The organism is Limnospira sp. PMC 289.06, from assembly GCF_032350395.1.
Classification (GTDB): Bacteria; Cyanobacteriota; Cyanobacteriia; order Cyanobacteriales; family Microcoleaceae; genus Limnospira; species Limnospira platensis.
Map to the genome: position 1 here is coordinate 1 of NZ_JARPLC010000005.1, position 18,589 is coordinate 18,589.

General features: G+C 44.4%; 19 protein-coding genes. 4 read left to right on the plus strand and 15 right to left on the minus strand.

The features are described from left to right. The first annotated feature begins 442 nt into the window (after nt 1–442). Together P5674_RS02115 and P5674_RS02120 are read left to right on the plus strand one after the other, a co-directional pair. Nucleotides 443–3,604: an HsdM family class I SAM-dependent methyltransferase gene (locus tag P5674_RS02115; RefSeq protein WP_006617482.1), complete on the plus strand. Its 3,162-nt coding sequence runs from the start codon at nt 443–445 to the stop codon at nt 3,602–3,604. 19 nt (nt 3,605–3,623) lie between these two features. Beyond that, nucleotides 3,624–4,310 (plus strand): hypothetical protein, encoded by a 687-nt coding sequence (locus P5674_RS02120; RefSeq protein ID WP_006617483.1) that lies wholly within the window; start codon nt 3,624–3,626, stop codon nt 4,308–4,310. Nucleotides 4,311–4,399: 89 nt separating this feature from the next. On the opposite strand, the gene P5674_RS02125 is transcribed toward P5674_RS02120, so the two are convergent. From P5674_RS02125 to P5674_RS02145, 5 genes are all read right to left on the minus strand, one after another. Next, the gene (locus tag P5674_RS02125; protein ID WP_071941261.1) at nt 4,400–4,507 is read right to left on the minus strand and encodes a DarT ssDNA thymidine ADP-ribosyltransferase family protein; all 108 of its coding nucleotides are present in this window, start codon (nt 4,505–4,507) and stop codon (nt 4,400–4,402) included. Between the two features lie 270 nt (nt 4,508–4,777). Continuing rightward, nucleotides 4,778–5,020, minus strand: coding sequence for a hypothetical protein (locus P5674_RS02130; RefSeq protein ID WP_006617484.1), 243 nt, complete (start codon nt 5,018–5,020; stop codon nt 4,778–4,780). A 26-nt stretch (nt 5,021–5,046) separates the two neighbouring features. Next, nucleotides 5,047–5,244 (minus strand): DUF2283 domain-containing protein, encoded by a 198-nt coding sequence (locus tag P5674_RS02135; RefSeq protein WP_006617485.1) that lies wholly within the window; start codon nt 5,242–5,244, stop codon nt 5,047–5,049. Between the two features lie 426 nt (nt 5,245–5,670). Then, nucleotides 5,671–6,156: an aminotransferase class V-fold PLP-dependent enzyme gene (locus tag P5674_RS02140; protein ID WP_315642669.1), complete on the minus strand. Its 486-nt coding sequence runs from the start codon at nt 6,154–6,156 to the stop codon at nt 5,671–5,673. A 59-nt stretch (nt 6,157–6,215) separates the two neighbouring features. Next, nucleotides 6,216–6,359, minus strand: a complete 144-nt coding sequence (locus P5674_RS02145; RefSeq protein WP_006618805.1) for a hypothetical protein — start codon at nt 6,357–6,359, stop codon at nt 6,216–6,218. 29 nt (nt 6,360–6,388) lie between these two features. On the opposite strand from P5674_RS02145, the gene P5674_RS02150 reads away from it, so the two are divergent. Then, a complete protein-coding gene (locus P5674_RS02150) occupies nt 6,389–6,529 on the plus strand; it encodes a hypothetical protein (RefSeq protein WP_157888722.1) in 141 nt (46 codons plus the stop codon). 12 nt (nt 6,530–6,541) lie between these two features. Here the strand turns inward: P5674_RS02150 and P5674_RS02155 are convergent, their stop codons facing one another. From P5674_RS02155 to P5674_RS02195, 9 genes are all read right to left on the minus strand, one after another. Next, complete coding sequence (locus tag P5674_RS02155) at nt 6,542–8,863, minus strand: DNA sulfur modification protein DndB (RefSeq protein ID WP_006618804.1); 2,322 nt, start codon at nt 8,861–8,863, stop codon at nt 6,542–6,544. A gap of 1 nt (nt 8,864) precedes the next feature. Then, a complete protein-coding gene (locus tag P5674_RS02160; RefSeq protein ID WP_006618803.1) occupies nt 8,865–9,548 on the minus strand; it encodes a hypothetical protein in 684 nt (227 codons plus the stop codon). Between the two features lie 33 nt (nt 9,549–9,581). After that, a complete protein-coding gene (locus tag P5674_RS02165) occupies nt 9,582–10,385 on the minus strand; it encodes a phosphoadenosine phosphosulfate reductase family protein (RefSeq protein ID WP_006618802.1) in 804 nt (267 codons plus the stop codon). Further along, nucleotides 10,366–11,124, minus strand: a complete 759-nt coding sequence (locus P5674_RS02170; RefSeq protein WP_234933353.1) for a hypothetical protein — start codon at nt 11,122–11,124, stop codon at nt 10,366–10,368. Before P5674_RS02170 ends, P5674_RS02165 begins: the two co-directional genes overlap by 20 nt. Continuing rightward, nucleotides 11,099–13,882: a hypothetical protein gene (locus tag P5674_RS02175; RefSeq protein ID WP_315669763.1), complete on the minus strand. Its 2,784-nt coding sequence runs from the start codon at nt 13,880–13,882 to the stop codon at nt 11,099–11,101. The genes P5674_RS02170 and P5674_RS02175 overlap by 26 nt, the downstream gene beginning before the upstream one ends. After that, on the minus strand, nt 13,875–14,801 hold the full coding sequence (locus tag P5674_RS02180) for a DUF4007 family protein (RefSeq protein ID WP_315669764.1): 927 nt from the start codon (nt 14,799–14,801) through the stop codon (nt 13,875–13,877). Before P5674_RS02180 ends, P5674_RS02175 begins: the two co-directional genes overlap by 8 nt. Before the next feature lie 217 nt (nt 14,802–15,018). Continuing rightward, entirely contained in the window at nt 15,019–15,420 is a 402-nt protein-coding gene (gene vapC, locus P5674_RS02185) for a type II toxin-antitoxin system tRNA(fMet)-specific endonuclease VapC (RefSeq protein ID WP_315669765.1), read from the minus strand. Further along, nucleotides 15,417–15,671 carry a hypothetical protein gene (locus tag P5674_RS02190; RefSeq protein ID WP_006618799.1) on the minus strand — a complete coding sequence of 85 codons (255 nt, stop codon included), beginning with the start codon at nt 15,669–15,671 and terminating at the stop codon, nt 15,417–15,419. Before P5674_RS02190 ends, vapC begins: the two co-directional genes overlap by 4 nt. Nucleotides 15,672–15,936: 265 nt before the next feature. After that, complete coding sequence (locus P5674_RS02195) at nt 15,937–16,227, minus strand: DUF4007 family protein (protein ID WP_152088320.1); 291 nt, start codon at nt 16,225–16,227, stop codon at nt 15,937–15,939. Between the two features lie 85 nt (nt 16,228–16,312). On the opposite strand from P5674_RS02195, the gene P5674_RS02200 reads away from it, so the two are divergent. After that, nucleotides 16,313–16,705: a Fur family transcriptional regulator gene (locus tag P5674_RS02200; RefSeq protein WP_006618797.1), complete on the plus strand. Its 393-nt coding sequence runs from the start codon at nt 16,313–16,315 to the stop codon at nt 16,703–16,705. Between the two features lie 18 nt (nt 16,706–16,723). On the opposite strand, the gene aspS is transcribed toward P5674_RS02200, so the two are convergent. After that, nucleotides 16,724–18,517 carry an aspartate--tRNA ligase gene (gene aspS, locus P5674_RS02205; RefSeq protein WP_006618796.1) on the minus strand — a complete coding sequence of 598 codons (1,794 nt, stop codon included), beginning with the start codon at nt 18,515–18,517 and terminating at the stop codon, nt 16,724–16,726. Nucleotides 18,518–18,589: the final 72 nt, after the last annotated feature.

Sequence of the window (18,589 nt, forward strand, 5' to 3'; positions counted from 1 at the left end):
GTTGGCAGTGGTCTCGATTCTGGTGTTGGGTTGCACCTCGGAGCCTTCCGTTCCCAGCTTCAATCCTGAGATTGTGATTCCCAAAACTGGGGGTGGCTATCGCCGTTACTCTCAACGCCCTGATTTCTCAGTTGGTTTATGACCTTGAGTCCCCTGCCTTGCTTAGATTTCTCCAAGCGTCGGGACATATAAACAGTTATGGGATGGTCAGGGGTGCGAATCCCTTATATTCCACCAAGGGGTGCAAGTCCCACTAGGAGGTTATTTCAGGCATTGCAGCCTTATTTGACTCCTAAACGTCTCGCACCAATTTATTTAATTTTAGCGCTACTGGAATATAATAACGGATGACAACACCGCAAGAAAAGGCCAAATCGTCTTCAATCAAGAAAACGATAGCCCTCTTGTCGCCTTCTGCTGTAATGGCAGCTTAAACCGTCCTATGTCTGTTTCTGGATTACTAGAACTAGCTCACCAAAAGCTCCACTGGCCTGAACTGGCTCAAGTCATGGAGCCAACAGGTGCTGGACCCAGCGTGTATGCACGCCTAGCTCGGGAAAAACTGGGAAGGAATATCAAAAATCTTTTAAATGGTTCTGGTGCTGACCTCCAAGTGGGAGTGCTGGCTCCAAATCCTCAAGGGGATGAAACTGAGGCCCCTATCGCCGTGGTCTGTCAGTTTCCTATTCCAGTATCAGAGGCCATTCTTAAAGAAACTTACAGACTTGCATGGAGTTTTGCTCGCTCTCCGTCGCTAATTACGGCGGAACCAGATCGGTTGCGAATTTGGAGCTGTTACGAAGGCCCACCAACCGAATTTGAGAATCTCAGACCAGTTGCTGAAGTTTCGCGTCAGCAACTTGAATTATTTGATCAGCCCTCTCTCTCGCAACAGGCGGCTGATACTTTCCGCATCCACTGGGCTGATTTGGTGTCAGGGCAATTTTTTCAAGCTAATAATAAGCGATTTCAGCGTAGCCAGTCTGCTGACCAAATGCTCCTGAGCAATCTCAAAAGTGTCCGCAAGCAACTTAATAAACTTAAACTCGATTACGACACCATCCACGATCTATTAGCCCGGATTATTTTCATTCAATTTCTATTTGACAGAAAAGATTCCCAGGGAAACGCCGCTTTCAATCCAGATTTACTAACTCATTTATATGAACAAGCATATTTATTAGAAAGCCATGCAAATTTAACTGAAATTTTGCGAAATAAAACAGATACTTATAATTTCTTTCGCTGGCTTAACAATAAATTTAATGGAGATTTATTTCCCGGAAAAGGAGCGACCGAAGGGGAACGCGAACACGAATGGCAAGTAGAGGAACATAAAGTCACTGAACAACATCTCAATCTGCTTGCAGAATTTGTCAGTGGCGATCTGGAAATGGAAACGGGACAGGGTTGCCTCTGGCCGCAGTATTCCTTTGATGCCATACCCCTTGAGTTCATTAGTAGTATTTATGAAGAATTTGTTGACAAGGGAAAAAAAAATGCGGACAAAGGAGTTCACTATACTCCAGGACATCTGGTTGACTTTATCTTGGATGGCGTCTTGCCGTGGGATAGTGACGAGTGGGATCTGAAAATCCTTGATCCGGCTTGTGGATCGGGCATTTTTCTAGTAAAAGCATTTCAGCGACTTATTTATAGATGGAAGAAAGCTTATCCAGTCGAAGAAATAACTGCACCCATATTGCAACAAATTCTTGCAGGTAATTTGTTTGGAGTAGATGTTAATCCGCAAGCAGTAAGGGTAGCTTCATTTAGCCTTTACTTGACTATGTGTGATGAAATCGATCCTCGATATTATTGGGAGCAAGTACGCTTTCCACGCTTGAGAGACAAGCGATTAATATCCGCAGACTTTTTCCAAGAAAATGTAGAAGGGTTTCGCACAGTGCATGATGCGGGGCAATACGATTTAGTGATAGGTAATGCTCCTTGGGGAAGAAATACCGTTACTCGATTTGCGAATTCTTGGGCAAGAGACAATGAGTGGCCGATTACTTACGGCAATATTGGCCCACTTTTCTTGCCCAAATCTGCGGCTTTAGCAAAGGCTGGTCAACCGATTGCAATGATGCAGCCTGCTGGGGGGCTAATTTTCAATCAAATTAGCACAGCTCAAGAATTCCGGCACAAACTTTTTTGTGAATATAAAGTAGATGAAATTGTGAATTTATCTGCTTTGCGATTTGGGTTATTCAAAGATGCTATTTCACCCACTTGCATTGTCACGATGTCTGCCGAATTGCCCAATGGTGAACCATTGTCTTATATCTGCCCAAAGCCTGTTGCCAGTAATGAAGATGATTACCGGATAGTTATAGAACCTTATGATATCAATTTAATTTATCCGCAAGAAGCAATCCAAGATTCTTTGGTGTGGACTGTATTAATGTGGGGCGGCAGACGGGATTTAGCTTTAGTGCGCCGGTTGAGCCAAGGACAAAACTTTGAGAAACTGGAGCGTGCTAAAATTGCCATTAAAAGACAAGGTATTATCCGGGGTGATAGAAAAAAGTATCAGGAAGATATACTGGGAAAACGCCTGTTACGGCAGTTCCCCAAGGGTCCATTTATTTTTATCAATCCAGAAGATTTGCCTATTAACGCGGATCCTGATACCCATTCACGAGATTCTAGCGATTTGTCGGCGTTTGAAATACCCCAACTAATTTTAAAGCAAGCTTGGACAATTGATTCCAAAAGATTTCAAGCAGCAATTATCCGATCAGATGAAGATAAGCAAGGAGTGCTTTGTTCTGAAAGTTACGTGACTATCCATGTTGCACCTCAATATACTTCAACTTTAGAAGCGGCTTGTCTAACTTATAACAGCAAGCTTGCTGTTTATTATCTTCTTTTGTCAAGTGGCCGCTTTGCTTCTTATAGACCTGAACCTAATATTAACGAATTGCTGCGGGTTCCAATTCCTGAAAGTCCAATGCGATTACATAATATTCAAAGATTGGATTTTGATGATGTAGACCATCGTGTGCGTGAAGCCTTTTCCTTAAAGGATAGTGAGTGGTTGCTAATTGAGGATATCTTTAATTACACTTTACCTGATTTTAAAGGTAATCGTTCATCTCCTGGACGGCAAAGCACTCGTTCCCAATCTAGCGATCTTAAAACAGGAGCTTCGGAAGATGTCTTAAATGAATATTGCAATTATTTTTTAAAGGTGATTAAAGCTGGGTTTGGAACAAATAAAAACATCTGTGTTAAAATTTTTCAAGAGCAAAACCACACCTCTATTCCGGTTCGTTTAATTGCTTTTTATCTCACCCCAAATGATGAGGGTGAAGAAATCGAGGTTGAACCCCTAGATTCTTTAGAGCTTATAGAACAGTTAGAGAGGTTAAATCAATCATTTTTAGAAAAGTCCAGTATAGAGGAGGGGGGAATATTTTATCAGCGTGTTGCTAAAATATATGATTCTATTCACTTGGATGGAAAAACCATTCCTACTGTGTATTTTGTAAAACCCGACAAAAGACGCTACTGGACACGCTCTATGGCTTTACGGGATGCTGACGAAGTGGCTGCTGCTCTTATGATGTGGCACAGCGGATTTGAATCTTACTCATAAATTAAATTAGGAGTCATAAGTGGCTAGGAGACGACCAACACCGTGGGAAACCAAAAAATTACCTGTTCCACCTGATTTTGTTCAACTAGCAAAAGAGTGGTGTGAAGACGAATCAATGTTGATCCTAACATTAGTCTGGGAGGGATATGACCGGCTCCGAGAGTGTGACTTATTAACAATTTGCTGGGAACAAGATTATGAGGAGCGAGAAAGGACGATTACCCAACGATTTGTACCAAGAATTCGACAATGTATGACGGGATGGGAGCCATTTGATGTAGAACATGGTCCCTATGAATTTGAAACAAGGAAGGCACCACCGGCCCAGTCACCACAATATGATATTGCTTTTGTTATGCATGGTGGTGACGGAAGAATGATGTGGCCGTTAGAAGCAAAGGTGCTTCCTTCCGAGGGGAAACTTTCTGAGTATATAAACGACATTAATAATGAATTTTTGACTTGTCGATACGCACCATTTTCTAGCCAAGGTGGTATGCTTGGGTATCTTTTTTCTACTCAAACCAGTAAAGTATGTAGTAATATTGAAGCCAAACTTTCCTGTAGTTTGTATCATCATCCACATTTTTTAAATAGAATTCATAAAATCTCAAAACACCGCCGTCCAGTTCCAACAGGAAAGCCTTATCCTGCTAACTTTCTTTGTCACCATTTAATTTTGCAGATTACTACTGAGAGTTTGTAGCATATCCTAAACTGGCAATGGATAATTTTTACATTCCAGCAAGTTTTTACCGCTAACTTAACCTGCTTTTATAAACCCTCTTAGACCTTCTAATTGATGCCCTGAGATTTTAAGGGATTGTTAGCGAGGATGCCACCAGAACGCAAGATAGAGGGTAAATTTCTAATATGGGTAATAGGGTAGATATAGGTGGTCATCTGACGAAAATAGGGGGAGGGGGCAGGGTAAGCACATCTCAATCAGGATTGACACTAGGATTTGAGAATAAGCATTCTGTAATCATCACTCATTGCCACCCGTTTGATTCCCACATACTGGATGCCAGCTTTTTTGTCAGTTAAATTTTATACCAAATTAGATGCGTTTACCCTGTCGAGTATAGCAATTTTGGAGTGGGGAAACCTGCGATCGCCTTTCTAGGAATGTGTTTTACACTCCCTAGAGTGGGCGATCGCAACTTCAGCAATCTACAACTCCAGCTTATCAAATTCCTCCGGTTCTCCATCGGGCAGTTTCATCAAAACCTGTTGAAATTGTTCCCAACTTCCTCGTTTTCCTCGCTCTATTAAATAATCTTGGGTCATCCAAGCGGCAACTTGAGCCGAAAGGGCGATCGCAACCAGTTGGTCAAGGGAGATATTTTCTCGGGCTGCCAATTCTGCTACTTGTTGGTACAAGGCATCGGGAATGGTTACATTTAACTCACGCATTTAAAGTTTTCACATCAAGCTAAACGTCAATTTTCAAAACTAACTTTAGCAGTGGAGTCTTTAGCCATAAATTCTTTGACATCTAAAACCTCGATTGTCACCACATCTCCACTGGGAGAATAGTGAATGATCAGGGAGCCTTCATCTTCAGCATAGGCAATGGGTTCGTCTGATAGTTCAATCAGCAAAGCATCCACATCTGGACTATATCGAATCCGTTTCATATCGCGACCTCCTTCGTGGGTAGTGGGTAATGACTAAAATGCGATCGGCATATTCTCTATAGACGCATCTGAGAACTAAAGTCTCATTTAATCTTTTTTGAGCGATGTATTTTTCTCCTCCGCTAGACTCTACTTTGTCTGGCGAGCGGATTGTGTCTATAATTATCTCGGGAGAAATCGTGATTCCGTGAGTGGCTAAGACTTCAATTTTTAGGACGGCGTGTTGGCTTAGTTCTATACTTTTTTCCGCAGTCAAAGCGATCGCCTCCGGTTTAGATTGACAGAAATGAAAGGCGAGCCTCCATTTGTGTCAGTTTTCCCCAGAGTTCGTCTGGAACTTCAAGGGTAATGATAGACATTGGAGAACCTGTAAAAAATAGTTGCTGTATTATAGCAATTTGGGAGGGGGGGAAAGCTGCGATCGCCCTAGGGTTCCATCACCTCACGGATAGTACCAATAGCACCCCCTAAAATCTCCGCAGCGCGATCAATTTCCGACTCAGTGGTAAATTTGCCGATACCAATCCGCAAAGCACCTTCCATGGCATTTGGGGATAAAGCGATCGCCCGCAAAACATGGGACGGTGCTTCTACTCCAGAGGAACAAGCCGCCCCCGTAGAAATTGCCAGGCGATCGCGCACCCGTGCTATAATCGCACTATTAGGAACATCTGGAATCGAAATATGCAGATTTCCCGATAAGCGATAATTAATATCTCCATTAATCACCAAACCCGATATTTTGTCAAGTAGTAAATCCTGTAATTTATCGCGCCAATTGGCAATTTTTGCCTCATCTTCTGCCATTTCCAAACCTCGCAGGCGACAGGCTTCTCCCAACCCGACAATTCCCGGCACGTTGAGAGTACCAGACCTAATTCCTCCTTGATGTCCGCCGCCAAACAGATACATGATCTCGATAGTAACGGGTTCTGAATATCATGGGTTTAGTCAATCACTCCTGGACAGACTCAAGTTTGTAACCGTCGCCAAACCGCATCTTTCAACAATGTATTTTGCATCAAAATACTTCGGTCTTCGCCGGTGTATTCTCGAATGCGATCGCTACACTCTAAAATATGGTTCAGATAGATGTGATCGCTCTCTGTCGTCATAATAACTCATCCCTTCCTCAATACCTGCTGTGGAATCAAACGTCCCATTTTCTGCGGATATCCTCAAGATTTTTATTGACAGATCGCCTCCTTTTAGGATTAGTGACTATCACCTACGACAACTCAATAGGCGATCGCCTCAAATCGGGTCGGTGCTGCTGGCGTTTTAGCTATTCTAGTATTTATTCGCTATCTTGCATAGAAACATTCTCTAAAAGACGGCTGGAAATTTTATCATCTTTCGCCAGTTCTCCCAAACTCGCTTTGATATTCTGTTTGCACTTTTCTTGGACTTCTGCTTTTCTTTCAGCTTCTAGTTGTTCAATTAGTTGGGCGATTTCTTCTTCAGATTTTTTCTCACCAATTGATTTCGCCTTTACAAGCTGAATCTCTTGTTTAAACTCCGTGGAATTTAGGGATGTATCAACTGCTGCTTTAATGTATTGGTTACGAACCTCAACAATGCCGTAAGTTAAGTAGGGCAAATTTCTTCTATATGCTTCAGACAGGGAAACATCGGTAGCTGTGTTTAATCCCTGTAGCAGCGTCTCATAAGCGTGTTTGCAGTGAACCATCTCTAAAATGGCATAACGAAAGAAGAGCCATTGACTCTCATTAAGTTCTTTCACACTTTGAGATAAAAGACCGCGCAAACCTATTTCATTGGGTGCGAAGACTTTTGCTCTGGGTTCATTCACAAAACCTGTCAGAGTCCGATGCTCCACCTCTGTTCCAGATGAAAAGTAGGTGTTCAGTGCGTTGAGGTACAGATTGGAAACAAATTTAATGACCTGAAGACGCCGATCATAGGGTGTACCTGTATCTAGCATCAATTCGACCACTGAATGAACCGCCATCAAGTATCCGAGTTGGAAAGCTTGTGTGGAAACCGTATCAAAAATTGACTTGGCTCGATTGAGTAACTCTTTTCGCTCGGCTTCATTGCCGCCTTCAGCAGAGAAAAATCTCTCATAATCAATACTAAAGAACTTAGCGGCTGTTCGGTTTTTGATCTCATTTTCGTACCGATTGAGTGCTGAAGCAGTTGTTTTAGCATCTTGTAGCTGGTTCTTTACATAATCTCCAATTGATCGACCTTCTTCTTGGAGTTGGTCTTCCCGTTCGCGAAGCCGCTTAATATGTTCTTCAAAAACACTTCGGACTCCACTCCCTTCAAACAGCAGACTATAGCACTTGCGCTGAATCGGATCCGCTCTCAAATTTGGATCCAGTAACCGAGTGCGTAAGGCTCTCATTTCAGAGTTGTGTACGGCGAAAGGACGAAACCGATCAAAGAGTGGAAGCATCACAGCATCCGAAACATTCCCCAAGAGCTTGACCGCTTGTTCCACTTCATCCGGGGGATGAGATCTACCAGAACGACGGGAAAGTGTAGACCACTTCTGCAGTTCCGTTCCTATCAAAATTGTAGCTGGACGCTCTGAGTTTTGGATTCTTCTGCCATCGGTGATATCTTGTTTAGAGTCAAGCTGGAAAGCGGAGGGTACACCAAAGGCAACGGCTGCGTGCATTTTGTGCAAAGCTACTGCAGAGGTGTATTCAAGTTGACCCGCTACAACCTCAGTCTTGCGGTGTTGCGCTTCAGAAACTGAATCTCCAAATGCAAAGGAATAAATATGAGCAATTGAAGCCTCTGACTCACCACGACCTTTTAATTTGGAAAGGGTTTCACGCATCATCCTAGCTGCCAAGTCTTCATCGTCCAGTAAAAGTTCTCGGGATTGACTGACTGGCTTGGCGTTCTTATTGACGACTAAAAATATTTCCCGGCATACTGCTGGCAAGCTGATTCCCTTCTGCTTGAATTGTTCATTTTCTTCGTGGAGATCGGGAAAGAAAACAATGCAAATTGGTAATTCGATATTTTTGATTTGATTTTCCGTGAGGTGGAGGTGATTGTAAAATCCGGCAAAGTTATTACCAGACCAGCTATCGTTGATTTGTCTGTGTAACGCTAAAACAGCCATGGCTCGGTGTTGACCATCAACGATAATGAAGGCAGTTTTTTGTCGGTTATATTTGATGACTCCCAGCGGAGTAATAGACCCTTCAATTTGAGCTTTTTCAAAATCAAATAAGTCACCAAAGCTGATTGACACTTCAGTGACGTTGCGCGGTGCTGGGTAGTAAGACTGGATTCCCGTTCTTTCCGTTTTTTTAGGGACTAATACCGCCATAATTGGAGGAAAAAATCGGGCAAATGCCCCCGATTCTCCTAGTAGATAAGGTATCATATCATGAGCAACGCGAGAATCATCTAAATCCCGTTGGAGAAGTTCATCAAATGTTAATTCTTCTATATTAAAAACTTCCCGCCAAGGAACCATCTGAGAAGCGAGAGAGTTTTCCCAAATCCCTTCTGAGCCAGGTTTCATTTTGGTTAACAGAAACTGAGCGCGGACTCGGTTATCGTCTGAACCGATAGTAAACTCGCCGTAGGTTCCGTAAATCGGATCTTTTTGAACTCCAAAGCTAAATGACATATCAGGGTCTCCCACAAATTGGATTTGTCACAAGTTGAAGTACCTTCTCTAGATCGCGTCTAGAAGCAGAATCTGATTCGGTATCTTCAGTATCTAGACCAATATCAGCCGGAAGTGCATTAGTAGGATATATATGCACTACTAAATCTCTTAGCGGTATGTTTCTAATTCGGGCTTCAAGTGCAAATGAATGCGGCAAGCCTAGGTATTCCATTGTCGATTGAACTGTTGCATCAGGAAAAACGTCCAAATGTTTGCTTACAGCGGAATCCTGATCCCAGTATTCATTTAAACACAAGTAGTGCTGGCGATACACTCGTTGTTTAAGATTTTTTGCTATCCCTATATAAATGGGTCGTGTAAAAAAATATACTGAATTAGATTTTAGGAAATTTACCAATAAATTATCTGCACTATCAATGGCGTTTGCAATGACGGCAGAGGCTAATTGTCTTTTAAAACCATAAACAACATCTAAAGACGATTTCGCTACTAATCGAACTCCATAACGCATTTGAATTTCTGTCGATATTTCTCCGGGAAGGTCAAGGAAAGATGAAATTATTTGTTCAACTGATTTAGGCTCGATAACTAACGGCTTGTAGTACCAAGCATACAAACCTGAAGTTTCAGGAATTCTGGCAATCTCGATTCCCCCTTGAAACTCCAGCCGATCGCTTGGCATTCGTGTACCCCTCCTATACTATTTGCTTCTGTTTCACAAATGACACGCCAAACATGGTAAATCCTCATCTTCCTCATCTAAGACTGAAGAGAGGACATCAGCTAGAGGTCGATTTGGGACTGATTTGGTTATTTCCTTAGCCATTGCTTTCTCATGGTTGGCAATAATTTCCTCCTTGCGTTCGAGTAGTTCTAATAAGGTCTCCCCATCTGTCCAAGTGTAATGTCTGCCGTCACTATGATTTTGCTCGTAGTCAACCGCCTGGGCAAACAGATCGGGATGTTCCTCGGCGAGCTTCACCCATTCATATTTTCGCTGAAAAAAACAGAAAAAGCAACCAGAACGACTGCGCCACCGATAATAGTCGGGGAGCCCGATGCCGCTCTCTTCTAGCAAGCGGAGGATATCTGCTTTAACTAAACCCTTCTCCTTAAACGGATATACGGGGCGGATATTCGGCTTGGTGGAGATATAGCCATCCCGGTTTTCGTCGGCGCGGATGCCGATATAGCTTATGGTTTCGTCGTCCCCGACAAATTCCTCTAAGGGCTTAATTTTCATCATCACGGTACACCAGCGCTTTTGGGGAGAGGGAAGTAACCCGCCATGAATGTCGAGCCAATGGTCAAATCCTCGGTGAGCGCTGAGATAGTGAATTTTAATCCCTAAGCGGGCTTTGATGCGATCGAGATACTCGTAAGTTTCGGGCAACTCCTTATGGGTGTCGCAGAAGAAATACTCCATCTGCGGCACTTGTTTGTGCAGAAGGATAGCAAGGGCTGTGCTGTCCTTGCCGCCGGATAAACCGAGGATATGTCTAATTGGTTTGTTGCTCATGCTTCGTATTCTGACGGGTTTTCTGCATTTGAGCAAGATTCTCCTGGGATGTTGCTCCCAAAACTCTTTCGGTTAGTTTAGCAACAAAGGCTTGCTGAAGTTGAGGATTATCCCGCAAAAGGTGATTTTGTAAGGTGGCTTCAACCAATTTCTCTATTTGGTTCTCCGACTCATGTTCCACCCAGACCATGCGGTGAGTTTCTTCGCCGTCGGGACGGGTAACGGTAATCCGCCGCGCCTCGAATCCCTCCCCTTTGGCGGCGACTTCTTTTTGCAAGGCTTCCAGGTTCTTAAACCGCCGCGAGATGTCACTGAGTTTAATTTCAAATCTGGTCGCATCTTCATCAGTCCAGGATTCGGCGGGTTTGTCGGCGACTATCATCACCAGTGCTTCTAACCACTGGCGATCGCTTTTAGTTTCCTCCGCTGCCGCCCTTGCAAAACTCTTGAGGGTGCGCTCTAAACACTGACCGCTAATATAACTAGCGCGGACTCGCAAATCTTCCCGCAGGCGAGTTTCGGGACTTCTGATGCCAAAGGCTTCAAATAAGCGGGTTTGGCACTGGTCTAATAAGCAATCATAGGCCGTCTGAATCTCTCGCAAGGCTTCCACTAGCTTGGCGCGGAGAGTTTTGGCAATATTGGCATCAGAGTCTTCTCCGGTGGTAATTGCAGGCAACCCACAGGCTTGGGGTAAAGATGTAAAAACCAGTTCATCGGGTTCCTGGTCTCGCTGCAACGCCTGCAATACCCCCACTGCTTGGGCGCTGAGGCGCTGAGTTTGAGTGGTATAGGGGGGTAGCCTTAGCGAACTGAAACAACGGTTTAACGACCGTTAACAGGGTGGTATTACGAAGCCCTGGTTTATTGAGGGGTTTGCGTTTGCCCCAAATGTCCTCCAATTCTTTAAAGACTTGCGATCGCACTCCGAGGACTTCAAAGTATTTCACCGAAAAGCGATCGGGATACCTCACCAATATCTCGAAATGTTCCAATCCCAACACGGGGATAAAGGAGCCATCTTTATAAACCCCCACATCATCCACATGGTAAAACAACACCGCCGCCAACAACACCGGAATCGCTCCCTGTTTCATGCCGTAGGGAGGCGCTTGCAGGCGCTGATAAAGCAAATCTAAGGTTTGCTGTTGTTCTTTGGCTTCCAGACAAAAGGTTTCGATCGCCTCCCAAACCGTGAAAATTCCCGAATCTTCTGGCGGCGGGTAAAATCCCCACTGGTCATCCTCGCACCGATGAATTTTGGTTTCCGATAAAACCGAGTAATAGATACTCACTTCCGGGCCGTATCCTGTCAATTCTAACTGTTGGCGCGGTCCGTATTCCAACATTGCCGAAATCAACTCCAGTCTCGCCTTAGCGCCTTGGGAGGTGAGGTCGCGCCGATTGATTAGTTCATTCCACAAAGTGGGCGTTTGAGAATAAACCTGATCGCACACCCGCGAGAGTTGTGCGTTTAAATCGGTAACGTGGTTGAGAGTTTCTGGTCGTCCCAAAATCCAGCAGCGGTTGCGATTTTCTGCCAGGTCAAAAGCCTGACTTAGGGCATCATCAAATAACTCCTCAGCTTGCACTAAGCGGTAACGTACTTCTCGGCGCGCCACCCCATCGCTTTGTAATTCCGGGGCATTATTTTCAATGTATCGCAATGCCGCCAATTCCCGCGCTTGTATCCGCAAGGTCTCCAATTTAGCGGCACAAACCACGATTAAAGGTTTGCCGTCGGTGGTCATTTCCGGCGGATTATTGGGCGATTCTTCCCCCACCCAATAAGCGATCGCACCGTCGGCATTTTCCAGGGTACAAGAAAGAGTCGAGAGATGTATAGGATTATCGAGATAGCGCCGTTCAAAATAGCGCAGCGTACCGGTAATATAACTGTGGCGTTGGGCAACTAGGGGTTCCAAAGGGCGAATTTCCGACAGAAGTTCGACTAGGGTAGTGCGATCGCTTGCCAAATAGTCAGCTACAGCGCTATCTACATTAAAATCAGACCCTTCCCAAATCCGCAATTCATCGACTTGTCGCCGATAGGTAACGATTCCTTTTTGCAGCAAATTATCAATTGTCTTTTCCCACTCTGGGGACTCGTCCACAAGGTCACACATTGCCAAAGCTACAAGCGATCGCGTAGCTTTCAGTCCCCCCGTGGTGGTGACAATGTTTAAGATTCCGATGGTTTTAAGCACCCGTAAACTGTCAGCATCCAGGGTTTTGGAAACATCGTTAATTAAGCCCTGTACTTCTATCCATCGTTGCAGTTTGGGGCGGGAGGTGATACCCATTCCCACAGCTTCGATAAAATAGTCGTAAACGCGATCGAGTTTCAATGTATGCAGTTTAGTATCATCCGCCGTCGTCTCTTCTAAATAGCGCCTGAAGGAATAGGGCTCGGCACTGGTGAGAAATGTAAATAAGGAGCGTTCATTTTGGGCGTATTGGGTGCATAATTCAGGTAATACTAACGCCGTCAATGGATGCAGGGGATAGGTTGCACCTACCACGTCCGTAGTGATGTCTGCCGTGAGTGTGTCAGGTAGTAAATCGAACCATTCTTTAGCCCAATTATTAACCCCCTCTAAATGGGTTCCGGCATTGGCAGAATCGATGGCTTTACCAATCAATCGCATCATTTGAGGGGCGGAATCTTTAAAGGGGATATCTTCAAATCTGCCTTGAATTTTTGCCCATTCGTTGCGCTGAACCGAACTTAATCTTTCCCCATAGTCAGCAAAGGCTTGGTGCAATAATCCAATTAGATAAATCTGAGAATCTGTCTCTCTAGGAAGTTCCGCTAATTGCTGCAACAAATATAAATCTTCGGCTCCCTGATTTTGGGCGACAAATTCTAGGTTTTTTCCCAATTCATCAATCAATATCAAGACAGGGGTTTGGGCAGCTTTGGCTACTTCGACAACCAACTTGATAATCTTTGATGTTTGGATAGATTTGCCGTTTTCAACATCAGTATATAAATCTACTATTTCCTTAGCTATTTGCGGTGTTTTAGCGGGTTTATTCTTCTGCCCAAAAAATTGGGAACCCTTATACATCGCCCTAACAATCGTATGGCTCAAAGGTTCCCGCTGGGCGGTTACAACAGCGCGAAAAAAACCTGCTTTGGGGATAGCCTTAGTTAATGATAAATACTCTGTACTTTCGCTGCCAAGGGTAGTTTCAATTAGTGCTAATGCTTCCTTGTGGGCGGTATTTTCGCGGTCAGCACAGGCGGAAATTAAGAATTGAGCAAAGGAAGATTTCCCGGTTCCATAGACTCCGGTTAAAGTCCAGGCGCGGTTAGCTTGGGGGGTGGTAAATCCGGTTAAAATTCGCCCCAGAGCATCTAGCGATCGCTCTGTCAGAACATATCCAGCTAAGGCTTCTACTTGGTCGAAATCTCGCTCGATATTGATAGACCGAGAATAGCGACGATTGAGGCTAAAATAATCTGATAAAAATTTAGGCATTTGATTAGTCATTTTTCCTTTTATTGTAATACATCCCCAGCAGATGATCCGCTAATTTTTGGGGATTTTCGTTAAAGGAAAACTGAATTAATCCGGCGGCTTCTGATAAAGCGATCGCATTCCATCCCCGCGCCACCTTTTCAATGGCATCACAGACCGCAGTTTCTGGCAACTTAAAAACCATCCCCGGACTACCGATATCATACAGCAGTCGGGAGATGGCGAGCGTGCGTTGTTCACGCCCCACAAAGTCCGCATATTCTAAACAAGCAGCCACTACAATTTCCGGGGGTAAATTGCGCTTCTGGTTAACTCTAAAGGTGTAATATTTAGAGTCGCCAGCCCTATGAATTAACCCTAATTCGGCAAAAGGACAATCAATCGAATCCTCACTAACTTGGTGATTTCGGCTTTGTTTAACGTACATCCTTAGCAGACAGCTAACATCTTTATTAATTGAAGAATCAGCCAGGTTTTTTTTAAGAGTTTTCCCATAGTCGGAGATAGCCACAAACAAATCATGTTGGGAAAATTCCACCCGCCGAAACTGATTAAATGTATAATGCCAAGCAGCAGCATCGCAGGGTTGTTTAAGCAAATTCCAGTGTAGCAACCACAGAGAAGCCGGATCCTCCAAAAACGGGTCCCAGCCGTCATCTCTTAAAATATTTTCACCGAATACCGTGGGGCGATCGCCTTCTAAAATCTTAAACGCTTGACACCAATAACGAATCGATCGCACCATATTTTTACCAACTCCCAGGCGCACCGGAGCATCTTCCGCCAAAAAAATACGATCATCTTTTTCGGCTTGATCAAACCCCTTTTTTAGCCAGCCAAACCGAGGGTGAAAGGTCTCGTGACGGGCAAAAACCGGATTCACGCTTGGGGGTGGATCGATGATATGACGATTGAGGCTGGTTTGAATCACGATGGTTTCCGGTGATGTCTGGTAAGCAAAACCCTTATTGTTACCCAGTCTGTGCCTGGGCGATCGGCCTGAGCAATAAAATTTTACATTCTTAACTCAGGGACTGGATCAGCTTGTGATGTCCATCGTCCATAGTACCGCGCTGGAGTAAAAAGTCAACCTACCGGCTATAGAGACCCTGCCATGGCTTCTCATCCTGACGGATAGCGCCTCAGATTTAGGCTTCCCAGTCTTCTAGGCGTAATCCTTCTACCCGTGCAAACTCCCGAACATTATGGGTTACTAAAATCAGATGATTCGCTAAAGCGATCGCTGCAATTTGGAGGTCATAGGGACCGATTGGCTTTCCTAAAGCGGCTAATTGAGCGCGAATCCTGCCATAAATACTCGCTGCTGCATCATCAAACGGTAAAGACACAAACTGACTTAAAAATACCTCCTGTAGCGCCAGTGTACGAGAGGGGTTTGAGCTTTTCATCGCTCCATAAAACAATTCTGCCTTGACCACCGAACAAACCGCCACATCCCTGGGAGATAACCGCTCTAAATGTTCCTGAATTCCAGAATTGCGACGATTTAGGTAGAGAATACAGACATTTGTATCCAGTAAATAAATCACTCGATTTCTTCCCTCACCTGATATTCCCCTGGGTCATATCTGACCAACGGTTCATCGGCTAAACAGCCTGCGGTTTGTTCAAAAAATCCCGGAGGCCAGCCTAATTCGTCTGGGGTTTGAGTGGCGGAAGGTGGAGAAGCGGATTGATAGATAACAGCTATCTCTAACTCTTGATTCGCTAAATCTTGAGGAACTTGTAAAATAACTTTTCCTTCCCCATCCGCCCGGATTTTGAGTTTGATAATTTCCATCGTATATTTTGCCTGTTCAATTGATAGATTTTGAACAAATTATAGCCAAGTTTTATGTGACATTTTGCACCAGGGGTACGCTGGAGGTTTGATCACCCGCCAGGTCTTCCCATTACTTAACCCTCAACGTGCGATCGCCTTCACGGAGGATTAAACGTCACTGAAGACAGTTTTTGCCATTGGTCAATCACAATCAACCGCATATCTCGGAGTCTTTCCCCACAGTGCATATCCCCGTGTTCACAGGTTAAAAAATCCAAGTTTTTTATCTGTCTTCGACTAAAAATTGAGGGATAACCACGGTGTAATTTTGATGGGGTGATAAGGGGCGATCGCCTCCTAAAATCTTAAACGCTTGACACCAATAACGAAGCGATCGCACCATATTTTTACCAACTCCCAGGCGCACCGGAGCATCTTCCGCCCAAAAAATACCAGCATCTTTATTAGCCAGCTCAAAACCTTTTTTTAGCCAGCCAAACCGAGGATGAAACGTCTCGTGGCGGGCGAAAACCGGATTGGGGGAATAGCTATTTAAAAGACGACTTTGAATCATAATAGTTGTAGACACTGGTTGCTATTGTTATGATTAATGATAGCCTATAGATAAGCGCCAAATTGAGCAATGGTAATGGGAAGTGATGAAAACTCGTCGGACTCGTAGTCAAGAACGAATTTTGAGCAAACTTAAAGCCCTGAGACGATCGCTTTCGGCTCAGGATCTGTATATGGAAATGCGTAAAAATGACCAGGCTATGGGACTAGCCACAATTTACCGTTCCCTTGATGCACTCAAAAAGGAGGGTTTGGTTCATGTGCGGCTATTAGGGACCGGGGAATCTGTTTATAGTCTGGTACAGGAGGATGAACACTATCTCACCTGTGTTGAGTGTGGTTACTCAATTGTGATTGATGAGTGTCCAGTGCATCATTTAGAAGCCACCTTACAACAATCCCACAATTTTAAGATTTACTATCATACCCTGGAATTTTTTGGCTTATGCGATCGCTGTGCTAAGAACAGCGAATCGTGATTATCTCCACCACCAAAATCACTCAGATTTTTTAGGCTTATAGGTAGAAGCTACCTGTAACTCTTTTAACTGCTTTTGATCAACCCCAGAGGGTGCATTAGTAAGCAAACAACGGGCTTGTTGTGTCTTAGGAAATGCAATCACATCTCGGATCGAATCTTCCCCAGCTAATAGCATCACTAAGCGGTCTAAACCGTAAGCGATACCGCCGTGGGGGGGTGTTCCATATTCAAAGGCTTCTAATAAAAAGCCAAATTTGTTGTAGGCTTCCTCCGTAGATAAACCGATCGCATCAAAAACCTTCTCTTGAATTTCCCGCTGATAAATCCTCAGACTACCGCCGCCAATTTCCGTACCATTTAGCACCAAATCGTAAGCCTGAGCCCTAGCCGTTTTCAAATCATTAATATCATCAGGATGGGGAGAAGTAAAGGGGTGGTGAATAGCTTCGAGGCGTTTTTCATCCTGGTTCCACTCAAACATAGGAAAATCCGTCACCCAGAGCAGATTAATTTGTTCAGGGTCAATCAATCCCAACCTTTGACCAATCACCAATCGCAGTCTATCCAAGGTTTTATTAACCGTGGCTACATCCCCCGCACCAAACAGTAATAAATCCCCCGCTTTCGCATTCGTGCGCCGGAGAATTTCCGCTTTTTGTTCATCACTCAGGTTATCTTTAATAGCGCCGATAGTATCAATTTGTCCATCAGCTTTCACCCTAATATAAGCCAATCCTTTCGCCCCGGCTTCCGTGGCTTCTTTAAACAAATCCCCACCGGGTTTAATTTGCACATTAGAAATCAAATCATTTCCCCCAGGAATCGGCAGGATTTTCACAATTCCCCCCGATTTTATCGCCGCTGAAAACACTTTAAAACCGGAATCTTTCAGCAGGTCAGAAACATCAGCAAGTTCTAAGCCAAAGCGGGTATCGGGTTTATCACTCCCATAGCGTTCCATCGCGTCCTTATAGGTCATGCGCGGAAAGGGGCGGGGTAAATCAATACCTTTTACAGTTTTAAAAATATGACAAACCAGGTTCTCATTTAAGGTGAGAATTTCCTCCTGAGACATGAAACTCATCTCCATGTCTAACTGAGTAAATTCCGGTTGTCGGTCAGCCCGTAGATCTTCATCGCGGAAACAGCGGGCGATCTGATAATAGCGATCGAACCCGGAGACCATCAACATTTGTTTAAACAATTGGGGAGACTGAGGAAGGGCGAACCACTCTCCGGGGTTAACCCGACTGGGAACTAAATAATCCCGTGCGCCTTCGGGAGTCGATCGCGTCAAAATTGGGGTTTCCACCTCAATAAAATGTTCTTGATCTTCCAGGAAGCGCCGCATAGCCTTAATCACCTCATGGCGCAATTGTAGGTTACGGGTCATGCGTTCCCGTCGCAGGTCCAAATATCTATATTTGAGGCGTAATTCTTCGCGGACTGATTCATTATCATTACTCCCGACCTGGAATGGTAGAGGCTTTCCTAGTCCGTTGAGGACTTCGATTTCATCAGCATATACTTCTATATCGCCCCCTGGTATTTTGGGGTTGATGGACTCATCAGGACGGTGTGAAACTCGACCAGTAATCCGTAAAACATATTCATTACGGACAGAAGTAGAAAGCCCGTAGGAATTAGGGGTGCGTTCAGGATCGCTGATAATTTGTACCAGACCACTGCGATCGCGCAGATCCAGAAATACCACCCCCCCATGATCGCGATAGCGATCGACCCAGCCGCAGAGGGTGACTGTTTCTCCAATATTAACACTTCTTAGGTGTCCGCAGTAGTAGGTTCTCATGGTTATCGCGGGTAGGTTCTCAATTGAAAATTTTAGTCTCGCAGTGTACCAGTATACGAGATTATGTTGAAA

What these genes read in the sequence shown, in the direction of transcription:
- P5674_RS02115 (WP_006617482.1), top strand. Translation starts at nt 443, where the DNA reads ATGTCTGTTTCTGGATTACTAGAACTAGCTCACCAAAAGCTCCACTGG.
- P5674_RS02125 (WP_071941261.1), bottom strand. Translation starts at nt 4,507, where the DNA reads ATGACCACCTATATCTACCCTATTACCCATATTAGAAATTTACCCTCT.
- P5674_RS02130 (WP_006617484.1), bottom strand. Translation starts at nt 5,020, where the DNA reads ATGCGTGAGTTAAATGTAACCATTCCCGATGCCTTGTACCAACAAGTA.
- P5674_RS02135 (WP_006617485.1), bottom strand. Translation starts at nt 5,244, where the DNA reads ATGAAACGGATTCGATATAGTCCAGATGTGGATGCTTTGCTGATTGAA.
- P5674_RS02140 (WP_315642669.1), bottom strand. Translation starts at nt 6,156, where the DNA reads ATGTATCTGTTTGGCGGCGGACATCAAGGAGGAATTAGGTCTGGTACT.
- P5674_RS02145 (WP_006618805.1), bottom strand. Translation starts at nt 6,359, where the DNA reads ATGACGACAGAGAGCGATCACATCTATCTGAACCATATTTTAGAGTGT.
- P5674_RS02155 (WP_006618804.1), bottom strand. Translation starts at nt 8,863, where the DNA reads ATGTCATTTAGCTTTGGAGTTCAAAAAGATCCGATTTACGGAACCTAC.
- P5674_RS02160 (WP_006618803.1), bottom strand. Translation starts at nt 9,548, where the DNA reads ATGCCAAGCGATCGGCTGGAGTTTCAAGGGGGAATCGAGATTGCCAGA.
- P5674_RS02165 (WP_006618802.1), bottom strand. Translation starts at nt 10,385, where the DNA reads ATGAGCAACAAACCAATTAGACATATCCTCGGTTTATCCGGCGGCAAG.
- P5674_RS02175 (WP_315669763.1), bottom strand. Translation starts at nt 13,882, where the DNA reads ATGACTAATCAAATGCCTAAATTTTTATCAGATTATTTTAGCCTCAAT.
- P5674_RS02190 (WP_006618799.1), bottom strand. Translation starts at nt 15,671, where the DNA reads ATGGAAATTATCAAACTCAAAATCCGGGCGGATGGGGAAGGAAAAGTT.
- P5674_RS02195 (WP_152088320.1), bottom strand. Translation starts at nt 16,227, where the DNA reads ATGATTCAAAGTCGTCTTTTAAATAGCTATTCCCCCAATCCGGTTTTC.
- P5674_RS02200 (WP_006618797.1), top strand. Translation starts at nt 16,313, where the DNA reads ATGAAAACTCGTCGGACTCGTAGTCAAGAACGAATTTTGAGCAAACTT.
- aspS (WP_006618796.1), bottom strand. Translation starts at nt 18,517, where the DNA reads ATGAGAACCTACTACTGCGGACACCTAAGAAGTGTTAATATTGGAGAA.